Source organism: Pauljensenia sp. UMB3104, assembly GCF_030217285.1.
GTDB lineage: Bacteria > Actinomycetota > Actinomycetes > Actinomycetales > Actinomycetaceae > Pauljensenia.
In genome coordinates, this window is sequence record NZ_JASONN010000003.1 from 151,021 (window position 1) to 168,090 (window position 17,070).

The following is a 17,070-nucleotide window of genomic DNA, read 5'->3' on the forward strand; positions in this document are numbered from 1 at the left end:
AACGAGGCGAGTTTTCGTTGCGATTCCAACGATGCTCCCGGGGTATGACGAGGTTATTTTCGCATTCACACCGTCACTAATTACGCAAATAAATGCGGCATTTCTTTTGCGTAATTCGGGTAGGTGAGCCTGCGCTGTACCGGTATGGCACACCTACCCCGATGCACGTCAGGGCAAGGAAACGCCCGCACCACCACAAGGCAGGGCGGGCGAATCCAACACAGAGCCGCTGATCAGGAAACGATCACTTCGCAGACCAGAAACGGACCACAATCGTGGTGCCATCGTCGGCCGGCTGCGAGCGCTCCAGGTCCGCAACATAGTTGTAGGAACCAGAGAAATCAGTCGTCGAGACGGGCAGGTACTCGGGCAGGTCGCCGAGCGTCACGTTGTAGACCCGCTTGCCGCCCTCCACGGAGTACTCCATGTCGGGGGTGATGGTCAGGCCATCCGCCTTGGACACCCAGTAGCGGTTGATCGTGCCATCGTTGCCGCGCTCGTCGCGCTGGTACCAGTAGAGGCTGTAGTTCTCAGACTCGGGGACGGTACGCACCACCTGGTCGCCCACGAGCACGTAGTTAACAACCTTCGCCTGCGCGGTGTCCATGGCCTCGTCGTCACGCTTGTTGTCGCGCAGCGTGATGCCACGAGCGGACAGGGCATCCTGACCCAGACCGAAGTCCGCGCGAATCTCCTCGGCGTAGGGGCGCACGATGAGGTTGTCCGAAACCGTGACGTTACGGATTTCGCCCTTCGCTTCCTGGAAATCAATCGCGCCGCGAGTCTTTCCATAGAAGTCATCCGTCGTACCGGAACGCACCAGCTTGTTGTGGGCGATCGTAATGCCCTGATCCGTGTTGAGGTCGAAGTTATGGCCATCAAACACAGTGTTCAGGCGAATGCCCGCGCCGGAGAAGTTGTTGACAATGAGGTTGTCCTTGATGACGTGGGACTTGCCACCGAAGATACCAATGCCCGAGGCTCGCCAGCCCAGTTCAACCGTGTTGCCAATGAAGGAGTTGCCCTCAGCGATACGCGCCTCACTGTGCGAATACGTGTCGATGCTCGACCAGGAGGCCAGGCCATCGTCACCATTGCCACGCACGGAGGAGTTACGAACCGTGGAGTCCTTGGTGCCCTGCGCGAAGTTCACGCCATCGGCAAGGTTGTTACGGATGCGAGCGTTCTCGATGACCATGCCGTTGGTGTAGAGCATCTGGCTGGCGTCCACGTAGTCGCCCATCCAGAAGCCACACTCAAAGTGCTCGACCCACACGTTGGCAACTCGGGTATCGTCACCGGCTTCACCGGAGAATCCCTTGTACTGAGCCTCCTGGTTGTAACGAGACTTCAGGTTCGAGGACATGGCGAAGTCGGTCAGCGTCTCATTGCTCGCGCCATGATTGAAGACAATGCCACCGCCCTTCGCCTGATCGGAGGTGAAGAAGATGTTGGTGTACCACAGGCCCGCGCCCTGGAAGGTCAGACCGGGGTGGCTAATGCCAATCTTGCCAGAGAATTCCCAGGTTCCTGCGGGAATGTAGACCGTCTTGGACGCGGTGTTCGCAGCCGCGTCCATGGCGGCGGCGAGAGCCGCGTCGTCAGCAACGCCATCGCCGGGTCGCGCATCGTTGTAGTCGGCGATACTCACGGCACCTTCGGGACGCTCGATGGCCGGTGCGGCCTGCTCGAGCTCGATGAAGTCGATGCCGTAGGAGTTCTGATCGTCGCCGACCTTGACAATCTGAATATGATCACCCTTCTGGACCTGACGGCCGAGCAGAGTGTGAACCTCGTCAAAACGGAAGCGCGCCCTCAGGCCTGCTCCCGACTCGTCGTACACGCTGCTGCCGCCAACGTACTGCCAGGCGCTCTCGGAGGAGAGGTCGAGGGTAGCGACCGTCTCATTGTTGACGCGCACATCAACGCGACCGGAGGTGTGATCCGGCAGCGTAAAACGCAGATCGAGAGCATTGGCAGCAGACGTCGCCGTGAAGTCCACAGAGGAGTTCTTGTTGTTCAGGGCCACATAGGACTGGTCCGAGGCCTCGATAGCCGTCGACTCGAGGTCGTCGGAGCGCTCGAGCGTCGTCCCGTCGGAGCGGCTCGCCTCCTCAGCCTCGTATCGCGTGTAGGGGACACTCGCGCCGTACTGGTCGTCGGCAGCAACCGCGCTGGGGACGAGTGCCGGCACCAGCGCAACAACGCCGAGCAGAGCCGCCCCTGCGATGAAGGGTCCTCGTTTCATATGTCTCTCAAGCCTCTTTTCATGCCCTGAAGCGCGCTCACGGCGTCGCTTCGCTCCTATGCTCCGCCCTATCGACGGAACCCGGGCACATAGTAGCCGATTTTTACCACTGTCAAAGAGTTGCTGAGAAATTTTCCCAGTCAAGAACCGTGCAATAGCGGAGAATGAGCCACATGCCAATATTTGCACTGTAAATATAATTTTGAGATTTCGATAGCGTGACAGGGATTGAGGGCGAGGCGCCGAGGCCTCGGCCGCAGCTGCGCTAGAGGCGATTGCCGCCGGCGCGACGCGTCAGCGACGCCGCGCCGGACAGGCTCGCCGTGACCCCACCGACGCCAACGATGTCAGGAAAGCCACTGACGCAGGAGAGGGCCCCCTGATGGATCCATATATCCGGCAAGTAGCTCATCAAAATCAATTTGCATCACCTGGGAGAGTTGATTGAGTTCCGGATGCACAGGAAAAATTGTGCGCACCTCCATCGGAATATGTGCACCATCCAAGGTCAGGCGGCCAGTGATAGGGGTGAGCTGTTCGAAACCCCACTGGGGCGAGACACTTTCAAGCCCCGAGGGCACATCGATTCGCGGCCACCCGCGACGCCACCGCGCCTTTTCGCCGATACGCATGATCGCCCATTTCAACATGATCTCGCCATAGTCGCTAATCATGGTAGGAACACGAGCTTCTAAATACTCACTCTCACCATAGAACGCTTGAGGACGACGCGAGTTCTTCGTGTCCCAAATGTGCTGCCAGCTTCGTCCTGAATCCCAAGTGAGCGCAATTCCGTCACCCTTGTAGACCGACGAAATCGCACCGCTAGTCCGAGCAAAATCAACCAGATCGACTGTCACAGACATCAGTTACTCCCTTTCGCTTCAAGTATGCCAAGTTGCAAACACTCACTCGCAGTGAGCGGGTAGTCACCAAGCATAAATTGCACCTGCCGCGCTCCCCCCGGCATCGAGAACTGCGGAACATTAATTCCCGTTCGAATAGAAAAACCGGTCGGCAACGTCACAATCCGATACTGATAGTAGGGATCATTCATCGCAAGAATATCGAGAGCTCGCTCTTCCAATGAAAAGGGGCTCCCATTTTCGGGCAGCTGCCAGAAATACTTTCCGTACGGGAGCCCAAGCCGATCCACGTAGGGACTAAATGTCTTCGTATAGGCAAGAAAACTCGTATAGGTTTTCACAGTGCTTCTATCCATTCGGGCGAGCACTGTCGGCCCATCCGGCATCCATTTCAAGACTCCCGAATTGGGAAAGTTCGGCGAGTGAACATCAGGGATCTGACTGGCGTCCATCTTTCTATTCCTTTCTACTCCATTCACTTGCGCAAGCTTATATACTCACGCACTTCATTGATACTCATACACGCGAGACTCTCATCGAACATAGGGCCTCCCAAGCCATCGCCGAAGCAATGGGCCACCGTCGGGAAGCATGTATGCGTGCAGCAGCTCAGAAGGAGAAACGTCGTAAAGCCACGCTAACGGAACACATAGGCGCTCGTCAGAAGCCTCAAAATCCAAATGCTCACCATTGGGGCCATCAAGGGCAACATAGCGCCATATTGGGGCTTCTTGAAGCTGCCAACCATTTGGCAATTGATCTTCCTCCATTGGTAGACCTAGCCACTCAAACCCGAGAGTGTGTCGCAAGATCGACACCGTATAGTTCAGCATCACCTTCTGCGTCAAATCGATCGAAGGTGAATTGAACATCCCTCCGCTCCGCACCTCCCCACGCTCCTCTATATCAAAACAATATACACCGTGGTCACACCAGAAGCGCATGTAAGAATGATTGCCATAATCAATACAACATTGACACTCCTTGCTATGGGCACCCACAAACACTTTCAAGCAAGCATACTTCTCCATAACAGACTTGTATTCATCAAGAAAGTCCAACAGGATGCTCCTTTCCTTTAAGAATCTTGTGCTTAATCAAGTCATTGACTGACGCAAAACTACCGTCGTCCTTAATCACCTGCAGCTGCGTTGCCCCACCCGGCTGTTGCCCCCAGGGAGCGACCTTCCCCGACTTGATGGTCCACCCTTCTGGTAAAGGATTCTCAGTGAACTCATACTGGTAATAGTGATCGTTCACCGAGTCCGGGCGCAGGGAGCGCTCCTCGAAGGAGGCGGGATGGCCGTCCTCGATGGCACCCAGGTAGTTACCGTCAGGATGCCCAATACGATCCACATCCCTACCGTAGTCCCGGATGTATTCCTCGACCGAGGAATACATAGTCGGCTCCCCGTCGTACCCGCCGTTCGGAGGCCAATCAATGATTCGTTCCTCAGTTCCGTCGGGCATCACTTTGATATACGAGTGCGCTTCCTCCCATTCGGCGTACGTACGCGAACTCCCATCCGGATTCACGCCCAGGACCAGCTCGCGTCGGCGTGCCATGTCCGCCCCCATCACGTCATCTACCAGCCCTTCATGCGGCGCAGGCTTGCCATCCAACTGATACGAATTAAGCGGCACCCTCGATGCCAGGTCCTCCGCACTTCGGGGAACGACACGTAGTCGTTTCTCCTTCCATTCATCGGCGAGATCTTCCATGCCGTGCGTGCGCAGATAGTCGTCCAGATGCGACGACAATCTTCCTACGGCCCCATCCGCGCCAATACCAAGACGACCCGCACCCTTCAGAGCAAGAGTGCCTAGCCCCATTCCCATATCCCGCAGCATCATGCCCTCGCCAATGAGAGGGAGGGATTCAAGCACTGCAGCAGCCCGAGCCGCATTTCCACCGCCGGCAGTAAGCGCAGCTAGAACTGCAGCCGGAACAAGTTCGCCGAGTGCGGCGCCGGGATCGTCTTTCCAGCCTTCGACATTGATCAGTGCTTCCCACATTTTCTTCGCGAAGCCTGCCGGGTCTGCCATAATCGCGTCACGTAGCGCAAACAAGTCCTCAAGTGAGATTTTGTTCTGCTTCTGCTTCGCTTGCAATTCGTCCCAGGTGATCCACCCCAGCATGTACCGCCCATAGTCACGCATCCCCTCCAGAGCTAATCCATACTGCATGGAGAGTAGGCCCCAAACGCCGTCAAAGATGCCCGCTACGGTACGTTTCGCAAAATGAACGGGGGCCCACGACGGATCCGGAGAACGGTTAGCCTGTTCGTACAAAGTCTGAGCAAGAGTCTCACCAGCAGCATCCGTGTCACTCACTGCTGCTTCGAAGTCGGCAACCGCTTGCGCTTTCATTGCCTCGCCGGGACGCGTGTCGCGCTCAGGATGGTAGGACAGGTCAAACACGGGCATTCCAAACATATCCTGCTTCGGATGCGCTGCTGCCCATTGCTGCTCGGCAAGTGCCGCGTCCACGGAAGCAACACCTGCCTCGTATGAAATCTTCGCCTGCGCAGCGCGTGCTTGCGCGTGCTCGAGCGTCGAGGCGTAGTTCTCCCACGCATCAGCCGCCCGCCCGAAAGTCGCTGAGGCGCACCACCACTTGTCCGGCTGCAGCTTGAAATGCTCCTGGAACTGATCGGCCGCACGTCCACTCCATCCGGATACTGAAATCTCCTGGAGCGACCACGCGATGCTCTCACAGTCGGATGCCCGGTCACGCATCACCGCAATACGTCCTCGAATGGAGCCGGGATCGCCCTCGATCTCGAACACGGGAGCCCCCGTGTGTCTCACGCTCACGTCAGCCTCCCAACACCAGTTGTTGCGTCGAGATACCAGCTGCTGCATCGCGAGCACGCGTCATCGCTTCCTCGCACGCGTCCATGTAATCCGAATAGATCCCCGCAACTCTACCTAATCGTCCGGAGGCCTCAGAAATATCTCGGAGCATTCCATTGAGTCCCTGATCCCACTTCGTATTAAAGCTCTCCAGCGCTCCAGCTACGACGGGATCGCCAACCATTCCAGAGTTGGGCGTATAGTCCGCGACATCATACGTTCTATTGCGTTCCTGCAGGTCACTCAATTCCGATACCGCAGTACCCAACGCCTCAAGATCGACTTCAAAATCATGACTTCCCATGCCACTTCACCCTAATCAACGGCAGCGAATGCACGGGTTTCCGCGTCAATGCCCGCCTGACGGATTTCTTCGAATGCCTGCTTCAGGGAATCCAAGGCACCGGCCATGTCATCCACTCGAGCGTCCATACGTTGCGCGCATTCCATTTGCGCCTGCCGCGCCTCGGAGCTATCCGTCCATTCGATAAGCTCATGCTCCACGAGGTCCGACATCTCGGTGCCCCCTTCCCGCAGTTTCAACGCCGCACGCTCGACATCATCCATGATGTAATTGACAGCAGTCTCATTGAAGACAAGGTCGTTCCCACTCATGATGCGCTCCTGAAGCTCAGCGCGATGTCGTTCAGATCCCCGCTCGCATCTTCCTCTGCTGCCACAAGCGCTTCATCGACTGAGATCAGTGCCTGCGTATAGCGCTCCAGGTCGGCCTGATGTGCGTTTGCGCCCTCACCCCACCGTTGTAGGGCGTCACTCAGAACCGATACATAGGGCCCATTCACTCGTGCAACGTCATCGAGAATGCAGGACTCAAGCATGTCTGCTACATCCATGAGCTTACTTTCGAAGTCAACCACATAACCAGCAGCCTTCGTTTGCGCACCAATGACAAGTCCAAAGCCAGGTCCACTCACAACACGCTCCTCCTCCATCGGAGAGAGAGCGGCTAACACCACTCGTTCAACCACTTGTTCAGTTGAACATCGTAGTCAATCACAGCACGACTCACTCGAGCAAATCAGCTGCCTCGAGCCATGCCTCCTCCAGCTCGTCCATCTCGGCCAGGACGTCCTGGTGGGCCGCGGAGACCTTCGTCAGCTCGGACACCGCCGAAGGATCCGTCGCCACCTGGATCGACAGCTTCTCCAGCTTCGCCTCCAGGGACGAGGCCTCGGCCCGCAGGCGCTCCAGCTTGCGTTCGATGCGGGCCACTTCCTTCTTGGCCGCGCGCCGCGCCGCAGCGTCACTCACGCCACCGCGAGCACTCCCCTGCCCAGCGCCCGCCTCGCCTGAGGAGGCGTCCGCGGAGGGAACGGCAGAGCGGGAGGCGGAGCCGGCCTCGTCGGCGCGAGAGGACGAACCAAACGCCCCGAAGTCGCCGGAGGCACGCATATCGAGGTACTGCTCGACGCCACCGGGCAGCGCGCGCACCTGGCCGTCGCCGAGGAGGGCGACCTGGTGGTCGGTGACCCGCTCGAGGAGGTAGCGGTCGTGGGAGACGACGATGAGGGTGCCCGGGAAGGTGTCGAGCAGGTCCTCCATGGACGCCAGGGTGTCGGTGTCGAGGTCGTTCGTGGGCTCGTCGAGGAGCAGCACGTTCGGCTGGCTCATGAGCAGGCGCATGAGCTGGAGGCGTCGGCGCTCACCGCCCGAGATTTCGCTGATGCGCGTGTAGGCGCGGGCGCGCGTGAATCCCATGCGTTCCGTCATCTGGGAGGCGCTGACCTCCTTGCCGTCCACGACGACGGTCTGGGCGACATCGGCGACGGCCTCGACGAGGCGCATGTCGGCCAGGGCGTCGAGCTCGTGCGTGTCCTGGGAGAGGGTAGCGACCTTGACGGTCTTGCCGCGCTTGACGCGCCCAGAGGTGGGCGCGAGGTCGCCGCGCAGCAGGTTGAGGATCGTCGTCTTGCCGGCGCCGTTGACGCCAACGATGCCGACGCGCTCAGCGGGGGCCAAGCGCCACGTGACGCCCTCAAGGATGCTCAGGCGCGAGCCGTCGGGGCGCGTGAAAGACACGGAGACGTCCTCGAGGTCGATGACGTCCTTGCCCAGGCGCGCGGTCGCCATCTTGACCAGCTCGACGGTGTCGCGCGGCGGTGGCACGTCGGCGATAAGCGCCTCGGCTGCGGCGATGTGGAACTTCGGCTTGGAGGTGCGGGCGGGGGCCCCGCGGCGCAGCCAGGCGAGCTCCTTGGTGAGCAGGTTAGCGCGCTTGGCGGCGGCCACGTCAGCCTGGCGCATGCGCTCAGCGCGGGCCAGCGTGTAGGCGGCGTAGGAGCCATCGTAGATTTCGACGTGCCCGGCGATCTGCGGGCGGTCACCGCCCGGGTCGACGCCGGGGACGACCTCCCAGATGTGCTCGCACACGGCGTCGAGGAACCAGCGGTCGTGGGTGACGGCCAGGAGCGCGCCGGACGCGCCGGGGCGGGCGAAGCGGGCGTTCAGGTGCGCGGCCAGCCAGGCCACGCCCTCGACGTCGAGGTGGTTGGTGGGCTCGTCCAGGCACACGATGTCTGCGGTGGCCGCGAGGACTCGGGCGAGCGCGACGCGGCGGCGCTGACCGCCCGACAGGGTGCCGACGAGGGCCGCGGGGTTAATGTCGGAGAGGAGACCGACGTGGATGTCGCGCACAGCCGGGTCGGAGGCCCATTCGTACTCCTCCATGCCGGGGTGAACGGCCTCGATGACGGTGTCCTCGGGGTTGAGGGTGTCCGCCTGGGTGAGGACGGCGACGCGCACGCCATCGCGTCGGGTCACCACTCCCCCGTCGGGTTCCTGCGTGCCGGCGACGATGCGCAGGAGCGTAGACTTTCCGGCGCCGTTGGGGCCGAGGATGCCGACGCGGCTACCGTCGTCGAGGCCGACCGTGACCCCTTCGAGGAGCTTGCGGGACCCCGCGAGGGCTCCGACGTTCTGAGTTCCGAGCAGGTGCGCCATCAGATGGCCTCCGTCGATTCAATGCGGGCACCGCACACGGGCCCGTGGGTGGGGATCGCGCGCGCGACCGTGGGCGCGTCGCTGAGGGTGGCTGCGAGGGCTTGGGCGTGCTCGGCGTCGCGCGCAAGGGCCGCGACGGTCGGGCCGGACCCGGACAGCGTAACGGCCAGTGCTCCCTCATCCTTCGCGGCACCGATAGTCTCGGCCAGCTCAGGGCGCAGGCGCAGGGCGGGCGCCTGCAGATCATTGACGAGGCAGTGGCGCAGTTCCTCAGGTTCCCCGCACAGGGCGGCGACTTCCTCGGGTGTGGGTTCAGCGAGGGCGGGCGCGCCGGCCGCGTCGACTCGGTCGAACTCGCTGAACACCTCGGGGGTGGACAGGCCCTCGCGGGACAGGAGCATGACCCAGTGGTGCTGCGCCCCGGCCTCGTCCCCTTCGCGCAAGACGCTCATGTGGTCACCGCGCCCGGTTCCCAGCGCGATGCCGCCCGCCAGACAAGCGGGGACGTCGGCGCCCAGCGAGCGGCCGATCGCCTCGAGTTGTTCGGCGCCCAGGCCCAGCTCCCACAGTTCATTGCAGGCCACCAGGGCGGCGGCCGCGTCCGCCGATCCGCCGGCCATGCCACCGGCGACAGGGACGCGCTTGTCGACGCGAATGCTCAGGCCCGCGGCGGTGGACGCCCAGGGGCCAGCGGCAGCAAGGCGCTGGAGGACGCGCGCGGCGCGCACCGCCAGGTGGGTCTGCGGGTCGAGGTCAGCCATCGCGCGGGTCGTGGCCTCGTCGATGCTCCCGTCGGGCAGGTACGCGATCGTCTCGACGCGCACGCCCGGCGTCTTGGAGGTGCGCACGGTGACGGTTTCGCGCAGGTTCAGGGCCTCGAAAACCGTGACGAGGGGGTGGTAGCCGTCGGGCGTCGGTGCGCCGACGCGCAGGGTCAGGTTGACTTTTCCAGGCGCACTGGCGCGCACTTCACGCATGACGTTCCTTCTTCCTGCCGTTTGTCTTCCCAGCCGCCGTCAGCGGGCCGCGGTCGACGCCTCGAGGGTGCCGTTGGCGCGAGCCTCGATAACGGCGCGTCCCAGCTCGACGAACTCCTCGATCGAGAGAGTCTCGCCACGACGCGTCGGATCGATACCCGCGGCGGACAGGAGAGCTTCGGAGGCCTCGGGGCCGCCCGCCCAGTTCTTCAGGGCCGCACGCAGGGTCTTGCGGCGCTGCCCGAAGGCCACGTCGGTGACCTCGAAGGTGGCGCGGCGCAGCTCGTCGTCCCCGCGCGGGGTCTCCAGGCGCGTGAGGCGCACGAGGGCACTATCGACGCCGGGCACGGGCCAAAACACCGAGCGACCAATCGTCCCCGCGCGCTCAACCGAGCCATACCAGGAGGCCTTCACCGAGGGCACGCCGTAGGTGCGCGATCCGGGGTCGGCGGCCAGGCGGTCCGCGACCTCGGCCTGGACCATGACGACGACGACCTGGATGGAGGGGAAGGCCTCGAGCATGTTGAGCAGAACCGGCACAGCCACGTTGTACGGCAGGTTCGCGACAAGCTTCGTGGGGGCGGGCCAGTCCACGCCGAAGTCATCGACGCCGCTGATCTCCGTGGCATCCATGGTGACGACATGGAAGCGGTCGGCGGCCTCACTCATGCGGGCGCGCACGGTCTCGGGCAGGGCTGCGGCCAGGGGCGGGTCGATCTCGACGGCACGCACGCGCGCGCCCACTTCCAGGAGTGCAAGCGTCAGGGAGCCGAGGCCAGGGCCGACCTCAACGACCTCGTCACCTTCTTCGACGCCGCCGGCGGCGACGATCTTGCGTACCGTGCCAGCGTCGTGCACGAAGTTCTGGCCCAGCACCTTCGTGGGGCGGATACCGAGCGCCTCGGAGATGGCCTTCACTTCAAGGGGGCCGAGGAGGCCCGTCTCAGAGGGGACGGCGCCCTCGGGCAGGGTCGGGTCGAGGCGGCGCGAATCGCGCTGGTTGCGGGGAGTGGAGGATCGGCTCACGGTGGCAAGTCTAGTGCACGGGGCCGACGAGGCCGGGGCAAGGTGCCCTGTGAGGCTCGGAGCGTCACGGGGCTTGCCACAAACTCACCTTCCCCGACAATGTTGCATGCAATTTAATCTGGTCAGATTTTAGGTATGGCCCAAAACCGCATGATTCCAACGACCGTAGTTCAGATCATGAAATACTCGACGGGGAATTGCATGCGAAATTGCGACAGGACGGCACTGGAATACGTCATGAATCCACTCGGCGGGCGATAGTGATCGCTCTACGCGGACAGGTTCCAGGCATCCGGATAGGTTAGCCGCATCCGGATAGGTTAATAAGCTATCCGGATGCTCATTACCTATCCATATCTTCACAACCTATCCGCATGTGTGCGCCCCGAGGGCCAGCCCTTCGCTCATCACATCCCTGACAGCAACGATGGGCATGGCGCGAGCCGCAGCGCGAGGCTCCGGCTAGGTGCCCTGTGAGGCTCAGAGCGTCACGGAGCGGGGGCAGGGGCAACGACGACCTCCACCTGATACTTGGCGGCCCGCTCACCAAGGACAGCGTTCACCTGCCCCTTGACTACCTCCCCCAACCGATTCTGAGCTTTATTCAGCAGGCCGTGTGCGACGGCCTCGTCTTTCGCAGCAGCCTCCCGATCCGCCAGGAAGGTCGTCACGTCGCCAACCTCAATCTGGTTAACGAGGGAGAAAGACTGGTCGTAGGTCTCAACAGACGCGGGATCAATCGATGAAGAGAGGACCTCAACAGCGGGGACGGTGACTGTTACAACATGAGCCTGTTCGTCAGCCTGAACTTGAATGCGACTCACGTCGGTCAGCCCAGCTTTCACCTCGCCCGAATAGGTGATGAGATAATGGGCGCCGGTACCCGGCACCTCCATGCCGAAGATCTTGGTTCCTTCCTCGGAGTATTTGCCCACCTGAGTGAAGTTATACGACTCAGTGGCAAGCTCACCGATGTCGGCAAATGAGTTTTTCACAAGAGTCGTATCTACCGTGACGACAGGAGCAGGCTCCTCCTGCGACGCACCGAGACCAAGCATCGGCCCAATGTTCGCTCCACCTGCAAAGCATGCAATGGCGCCGATAACGGCCCCACCAGTTTTAACAACTCCCATCAAACCCACAACAACCTCACTGACATCAACGGGATAAGTGTTGAGTGACCTAATGCGCTTGATTGTACAGTAAGCGTCAATGGGCGACAAGGGATGTCTCTTCGCGCGCAACTGCCGCAGTTACGCGGATAGGTTAGCCGCATCTGGATAGGTTATCCGTGTGCGGATAGGTTATCGACATGCGGATAGCTTATTTTCCTATCCACATGCGCATAACCTATCCGCATCTTCATAACCTATCCACACGCCAGCGGTGAGCCAGATTCTCACCTTCCCCAACAATCTCGCACGTAATTTAACCTGTTCAGTTTCTAGCCACGGTTCAAAACCGCATGATTCCAACGATGCGATTTCAAATCTTGAAACAGCTGATAGGGAATTACGTGCGAAATTGCGGTGGGAGCGCACCGACGCACCACCACACCGACGCACCTCCGACACAAAGGGCCGGGCCCGACAACTGTCGTTGTCGGGCCCGGCCCCACGCAGCTCTCAGGCTTAGTACCAGCCCACGGCGTTCGAGTGCGCCCACGCGGAACACGGCGTGCCGTAGCGGCCCTTGATGTAGCCGATACCCCAGTTGATCTGGGTGATCGGGTTGGTGCGCCAGTCGGCACCGGCCGAAGCCATCTTAGAACCGGGCAGGGCCTGCGGGATACCGTAGGCACCCGACGAGGCATTCTCGGCGTAGGGGTTCCACTGCGACTCACGGTTCCACAGGAGGACCAGGCACTGGTATTCGCTGTCGCCCCAGCCCTGGGCTGCGACGAGAGGCTTGGCCAGCGAACGCGGATCTTCGCCCGAGTAGGTCGTCGGCACAGCACCCGCCGCGGCGGCAGCAGCCGCAGCAGCAGCGGCAGTAGCGGAATCCGCGTTCTTCGTGTCGGCAGCGATCGCGGCGATCTCTTCCTTCGTTGAGATCGTGCCGAGCTTCGCGCGATAGCGCACGGAGGTGGTGCCGTCCGCCTCGGTTTTCTCCTCAAGGGTGGCCTTGGGATCAATGCCCGCGGCAACGAGGGCGGCCGGGGTCGCCTCCTTCGTTCCTTCACTGCGCACCTGAGTGACGGGCTGCGAGGTGGAATGCTCGGTGATCGGCACGGAGGTCAGGACCTCGTCACCGTTCTTTTCCTGCCACACGGTCCACGTCGTCGCACCATTGACGCCGGCAGTGGTCACCTGGGACTCGCCCACGAACAGGTCGGCGCTGGTCGTCGTCGTCTCGCTGAAGGGAATTTCAACGGTTTCGGTGGCTTCGCCGCGGGTCACGCGACTCACGTTGATCGTGAGTTCGCCAGTGGGGCCGTTGGAGACGGTGACGCGGTCCAGGGGGTGCACGGAGACTCCGGCGGCCTCGAGGATGGCGCGCGCGTCCTGGCCGGGACGTGCGGCGACCTCGCGGGTCGAGCCGTCCACCGTGACCGAGACGTTGCGGGCGCGCGAGACGAGCGGGGTCAGCTCATCGCGGGACGAGGAGCGGTCCGCCGCGAGCGAGACAGCCGAGCCGAGCGGCGCAGCGTCGGCGAGGATACTGTCCGCGGAGGAGGCCGTGGTCCACAGGGTGCGTGTCTGCCCGTCGACGTTCACTGTGTAGGCCTTCGAGGTACGCACGACGATCGTGTCGCCGTCGCGCACGGCCTCACCCGGGCCGGGCTGCACGAGGTCGTTGCTGCCAACGCTCACGCCGGCGGCCTTGAGCGCATCGCCGACAGTGTTGCCCCACGAGGTGACGGGACGGGACACGCCGTTCACCTCAAGCATGACGGAGGTGTGCGAGGAGGCGACGCCGACGCCGGCGATGCCGAAGACACCCGCCGAGGCCAGGGCCGCGACTCCGAGAACGGCGCGCGGAGAGGGGGTAAAGGAGCGCAGCCGGCCACCGAGGACGTGCAGGGCGCTGGCGGCGGACGCACTCAGGGAGGTGCTCAGATGATGGCTCACAATTCTCCAGTTACTCGCTATTGGTACTGCTGGTCAGCTTAGCGTGAGCGCCCGCTGGCACGCCAGAGTCCTGGCGCGCCAGCGGGCAATGTCACGTCAGACGAGGCCGAGCTTGTAGGCGCAGCCCCACTGGCCCCAACCGGAGCGCTGCTGGAGCATGCGCGCACGCATGGTCTGCTCCTCGGCGGAAGCATCGGAGGGCAGGCCGGATCCGCCCACGGAACGCCACGTCGGCAGCGAGAACTGATACATGCCGTAGTAGCCGTTACCCGTGTTGATCGAGGGGTTACCGCCGGACTCGCACTGAGCGATAGCAGCCCAGATCGCCGCATCGTCGCCGGAGACGGCGGCGGGAGCAGAGGCGGACGAAGAGGAAGCGGAGGAACCTGAAGAATCAGACGAGGAGGACGACTTCGAGGCAGCATCCTCGGCCTTCTTGGCCTTCGTGCCCTTCGACACGATGCGCTTGGTGGGCTCGGTGCGCGTCGTAGACAGGACGGCGGAGACGGTGACGTTGCCGTCGACGGTCTCCTGATAGGTCTCGGTCACCTCAGACCCGGCCACGCCCTCCTGGACGGTCTTCTCGGTGCCTTCTTCGGCCTCGGCGTCCTCACGCTCTTCGGTCTCGTAGGGGATCTCGGTCGTGGAGGACACGTTGCCGCGCACGACGCGCGCGACGCGCAAGGTGGCCTCGCCGCCGTTGTGTTCCAGGGTCACACGGTCAATCGGACCGGCGCTGATACCGGCCTTCTCGAGGATCGCGGTCGTGCCTTCGTCGGAGGAGGCGACGACGTCGGTCGTGGCGCCGTCGGCGATGACGTGGATCGTCTCTCCGGCCTCGGCAACGGGCATCTCGGCGCGGGTGTAGGAGCGGTCGGCGGCCATCGACGAGGCGGACGCCGGCAGGGCCGCAAGCACGCCGTGGATGGACGAGGCGGTGGACCATGCGGTGGTCTGGTTGCCGTCGACGGTCACGTTGTATTCGGTGGCGGTACGCACGACGACGGTATCGCCGTTCGCAACGCTCTGATCGGAAGCAGGGGCGACGAGGTCATGGGCGCCGACGGAGACACCGGCCGTGCTCAGGGCGTCGCCTGCGGTCGTGAAGAAGCCAGACACGTCGTGGGTGACGCCGTCAACTTCGACGGTCACGTGACGATAGGAGGTGCCGATGGCGGTAGCAGCGGTGCCGGCCACCAGGAGGGCCGTCGCGGCGGCGACGGAAATAACGGTTGTGCGGGAGGGCTGAACGCTCACGTGTCTCCAGACGTTGAAGGTTCCGCTTCGAGGGTCGTATCGACGCATGTGCCGCAGGACGGGGCGCGTACGGACGAGTCGCTCGAATTGGACTGACACACCCACCGTAACCAATTTGTTACCGTTATGCGACCACTTTGACGCAATTCACCAGCATGTGGGCACCGTTCGACACGACGCGAAGGCCTCGTCAAACCCGCGTCATCACGGGCAAAAGGTCCCTCACCAGGTGCCGTAGACCGCCTCAGTGTTCGCCCTCAGCTGGTCGCACGCCACGGCTTCGCTGACGCCCCACTGGTCCGCAATGAAGCGGACCGTGTGCGCCATGACGTAGGAGGCGTTGGGGCAGCCACGCCACGGCACGGGCGTCAGGTAGGGGGCATCGGTCTCGACGAGGACGAGCTCTCGCGGCAGGACCGCGAGCGCGGCGCGCAGATCGGAGTTCGCGGGGTAGGTGATGGGGCCGGCGAAGGAGGCGTACCAGCCGCGTTCGGCGAGGCGCTGCGCCATGGCGGCGTCCCCCGAGTAGCAGTGGAAGACGATGCGCTGGTCTGAGCTGGCGCACTCGCGGAGGATCTCCAGCGTGTCCTCGTGGGCGTCGCGGTCGTGGATCTGGAGGGGCAGGTCGGCGCGCTGCGCCATCTCGATGTGTGCGCGGAAGGACTCCTTCTGCGCCTCGCGGCCGGGTTCGGCCGTGCGGAAGTAGTCCAGGCCGCTCTCCCCTACCGCGACGACCATCGGGTCGCCGAGGCGCTTCTCGACCTCAACCAGCGCCTCGACGAGGGGCACGTGGTAGTCGCGCACCGTGGGGACCAGCCCGTCGGGCGAGGGGTCGGCGCAGCCCGCGTGCAGGGCCGCGTCGTTGGGGTGGATCGCGATCGCGACGCGCACGCCCTCGTGTGCGCGGGCCAGCTTGATCATCGGGTCGAAGTCGGGCAGCTCGCAGGCGCTCGAAATCATGCGGGTGACGCCCACCTCGCGGGCACGGTCCAGCTGCTCCTCGAGGCTGAGCGCCACGCCCTCGCGCTTGGGGATCTCGCCGACGTGGGTGGGCAGGTGCGTATGGTTATCCACCACGGGCGCCGCCAGGGGAGCGGGCGCGTCGGGCCAGGGACGAGGCTTACGCGGGCTCATGCGAGAACAGTGACCTTTCGGGGAAACGAGGCGAGGGGGACGCAGGGGACCTCAGCGTGTGAGCACGACGCCGCGGGAGACCTCTTCGGCGGCCTCGTCGCCCAGGAGCTGGCGCACGAGTTCGATGCCGAGTTCGAGGGCGGTTCCGGCGCCTCGGCTGGTCGTGATGAACTCGTCGGCGACGACCGGATTCTCGTGAACGATCGCACCGCCCTCGGCGATGGCCTTAATGAACGCGGGGTTGGCGGTCGCATGGCGGCCGTCGAGGACGCCCAGCTCAGACAGGATCGAGGGGGCCGCGCAGATCGCCGCGATGGGCAAAGATTCGTCAGAGCGACGCAGCACCTCGGTCTGGATCGCGGGCGTGGCCTTCAGGTTCAGGGTGCCGGGCATACCGCCGGGCAGGAAGAGGACGGTGTAGGTGGACAGGTCCACGTCCTCGAGCATGAGGTCGGCGACGACTCGGATGCCGTGCGAGCTGGTCACGTGGCGCGCGTCGGTCACGGAGATCAGGTCCGAGCGCACACCGGCGCGGTACAGGACATCGGCGACGGCCAGGGCCTCGACCTCTTCGAAGCCTTCGGCCAGCATGATGGCGACGGTCGCGTCGGTGGCAAGCTTTTCGGGAGTGGGCATGGTTTCTCTTTCCTCAGGGCAACGGCAACAAGCGTTAC

16 protein-coding genes are annotated in these 17,070 nt (G+C 63.0%); all 16 read right to left on the reverse strand.

The annotated features are described in order from the left end of the window. Positions 1-244: 244 nt before the first annotated feature. The 16 genes from QP415_RS02825 to QP415_RS02900 all read right to left on the reverse strand — a co-directional run bounded on the left by QP415_RS02825 (position 245) and on the right by QP415_RS02900 (position 17,032). A complete protein-coding gene (locus tag QP415_RS02825; protein WP_285098528.1) occupies positions 245-2,248 on the reverse strand; it encodes a glycosyl hydrolase family 28-related protein in 2,004 nt (667 codons plus the stop codon). 347 nt (positions 2,249-2,595) lie between these two features. Beyond that, on the reverse strand, positions 2,596-3,114 hold the full coding sequence (locus QP415_RS02830; RefSeq protein WP_285098530.1) for a hypothetical protein: 519 nt from the start codon (positions 3,112-3,114) through the stop codon (positions 2,596-2,598). Continuing rightward, a complete protein-coding gene (locus QP415_RS02835; protein WP_285098532.1) occupies positions 3,114-3,566 on the reverse strand; it encodes a glycohydrolase toxin TNT-related protein in 453 nt (150 codons plus the stop codon). The genes QP415_RS02830 and QP415_RS02835 overlap by 1 nt, the downstream gene beginning before the upstream one ends. A gap of 81 nt (positions 3,567-3,647) precedes the next feature. After that, the gene (locus tag QP415_RS02840; protein ID WP_285098534.1) at positions 3,648-4,175 is read right to left on the reverse strand and encodes a glycogen debranching protein; all 528 of its coding nucleotides are present in this window, start codon (positions 4,173-4,175) and stop codon (positions 3,648-3,650) included. Beyond that, positions 4,162-5,904 (reverse strand): TNT domain-containing protein, encoded by a 1,743-nt coding sequence (locus QP415_RS02845; protein ID WP_285098536.1) that lies wholly within the window; start codon positions 5,902-5,904, stop codon positions 4,162-4,164. The genes QP415_RS02840 and QP415_RS02845 overlap by 14 nt, the downstream gene beginning before the upstream one ends. Positions 5,905-5,932: 28 nt before the next feature. Further along, on the reverse strand, positions 5,933-6,274 hold the full coding sequence (locus QP415_RS02850) for a lactate dehydrogenase (protein WP_285098537.1): 342 nt from the start codon (positions 6,272-6,274) through the stop codon (positions 5,933-5,935). Between the two features lie 11 nt (positions 6,275-6,285). Then, positions 6,286-6,585: a pyrroloquinoline-quinone synthase gene (locus QP415_RS02855; protein WP_285098539.1), complete on the reverse strand. Its 300-nt coding sequence runs from the start codon at positions 6,583-6,585 to the stop codon at positions 6,286-6,288. Beyond that, positions 6,582-6,905: a hypothetical protein gene (locus QP415_RS02860; protein ID WP_285098541.1), complete on the reverse strand. Its 324-nt coding sequence runs from the start codon at positions 6,903-6,905 to the stop codon at positions 6,582-6,584. The genes QP415_RS02855 and QP415_RS02860 overlap by 4 nt, the downstream gene beginning before the upstream one ends. A gap of 91 nt (positions 6,906-6,996) precedes the next feature. Beyond that, a complete protein-coding gene (locus QP415_RS02865; RefSeq protein ID WP_285098543.1) occupies positions 6,997-8,931 on the reverse strand; it encodes an ABC-F family ATP-binding cassette domain-containing protein in 1,935 nt (644 codons plus the stop codon). Further along, positions 8,931-9,908 carry a 4-(cytidine 5'-diphospho)-2-C-methyl-D-erythritol kinase gene (locus tag QP415_RS02870; protein WP_285098545.1) on the reverse strand — a complete coding sequence of 326 codons (978 nt, stop codon included), beginning with the start codon at positions 9,906-9,908 and terminating at the stop codon, positions 8,931-8,933. The genes QP415_RS02865 and QP415_RS02870 overlap by 1 nt, the downstream gene beginning before the upstream one ends. A 39-nt stretch (positions 9,909-9,947) precedes the next feature. Next, positions 9,948-10,934 (reverse strand): 16S rRNA (adenine(1518)-N(6)/adenine(1519)-N(6))-dimethyltransferase RsmA, encoded by a 987-nt coding sequence (gene rsmA, locus QP415_RS02875; RefSeq protein WP_285098546.1) that lies wholly within the window; start codon positions 10,932-10,934, stop codon positions 9,948-9,950. Positions 10,935-11,422: 488 nt separating this feature from the next. Then, a complete protein-coding gene (locus QP415_RS02880) occupies positions 11,423-11,992 on the reverse strand; it encodes a DUF4230 domain-containing protein (RefSeq protein ID WP_285098548.1) in 570 nt (189 codons plus the stop codon). 573 nt (positions 11,993-12,565) lie between these two features. Continuing rightward, a complete protein-coding gene (locus tag QP415_RS02885) occupies positions 12,566-14,005 on the reverse strand; it encodes a ubiquitin-like domain-containing protein (RefSeq protein WP_285098549.1) in 1,440 nt (479 codons plus the stop codon). 96 nt (positions 14,006-14,101) lie between these two features. Next, on the reverse strand, positions 14,102-15,262 hold the full coding sequence (locus tag QP415_RS02890) for a transglycosylase family protein (RefSeq protein ID WP_285098550.1): 1,161 nt from the start codon (positions 15,260-15,262) through the stop codon (positions 14,102-14,104). 222 nt (positions 15,263-15,484) lie between these two features. Next, the gene (locus tag QP415_RS02895) at positions 15,485-16,396 is read right to left on the reverse strand and encodes a TatD family hydrolase (protein ID WP_285098553.1); all 912 of its coding nucleotides are present in this window, start codon (positions 16,394-16,396) and stop codon (positions 15,485-15,487) included. Positions 16,397-16,447: 51 nt separating this feature from the next. Then, positions 16,448-17,032, reverse strand: coding sequence for a DJ-1 family glyoxalase III (locus tag QP415_RS02900; protein WP_285098555.1), 585 nt, complete (start codon positions 17,030-17,032; stop codon positions 16,448-16,450). Positions 17,033-17,070 lie beyond the last annotated feature (38 nt).

Coding starts and splice junctions, on each gene's coding strand:
- QP415_RS02865 (WP_285098543.1), bottom strand. CDS start 8,931: ATGGCGCACCTGCTCGGAACTCAGAACGTCGGAGCCCTCGCGGGGTCC.
- QP415_RS02870 (WP_285098545.1), bottom strand. CDS start 9,908: ATGCGTGAAGTGCGCGCCAGTGCGCCTGGAAAAGTCAACCTGACCCTG.
- QP415_RS02830 (WP_285098530.1), bottom strand. CDS start 3,114: ATGTCTGTGACAGTCGATCTGGTTGATTTTGCTCGGACTAGCGGTGCG.
- QP415_RS02895 (WP_285098553.1), bottom strand. CDS start 16,396: ATGAGCCCGCGTAAGCCTCGTCCCTGGCCCGACGCGCCCGCTCCCCTG.
- QP415_RS02855 (WP_285098539.1), bottom strand. CDS start 6,585: ATGAGTGGGAACGACCTTGTCTTCAATGAGACTGCTGTCAATTACATC.
- QP415_RS02835 (WP_285098532.1), bottom strand. CDS start 3,566: ATGGACGCCAGTCAGATCCCTGATGTTCACTCGCCGAACTTTCCCAAT.
- QP415_RS02850 (WP_285098537.1), bottom strand. CDS start 6,274: ATGGGAAGTCATGATTTTGAAGTCGATCTTGAGGCGTTGGGTACTGCG.
- QP415_RS02880 (WP_285098548.1), bottom strand. CDS start 11,992: ATGCTTGGTCTCGGTGCGTCGCAGGAGGAGCCTGCTCCTGTCGTCACG.
- QP415_RS02825 (WP_285098528.1), bottom strand. CDS start 2,248: ATGAAACGAGGACCCTTCATCGCAGGGGCGGCTCTGCTCGGCGTTGTT.
- QP415_RS02900 (WP_285098555.1), bottom strand. CDS start 17,032: ATGCCCACTCCCGAAAAGCTTGCCACCGACGCGACCGTCGCCATCATG.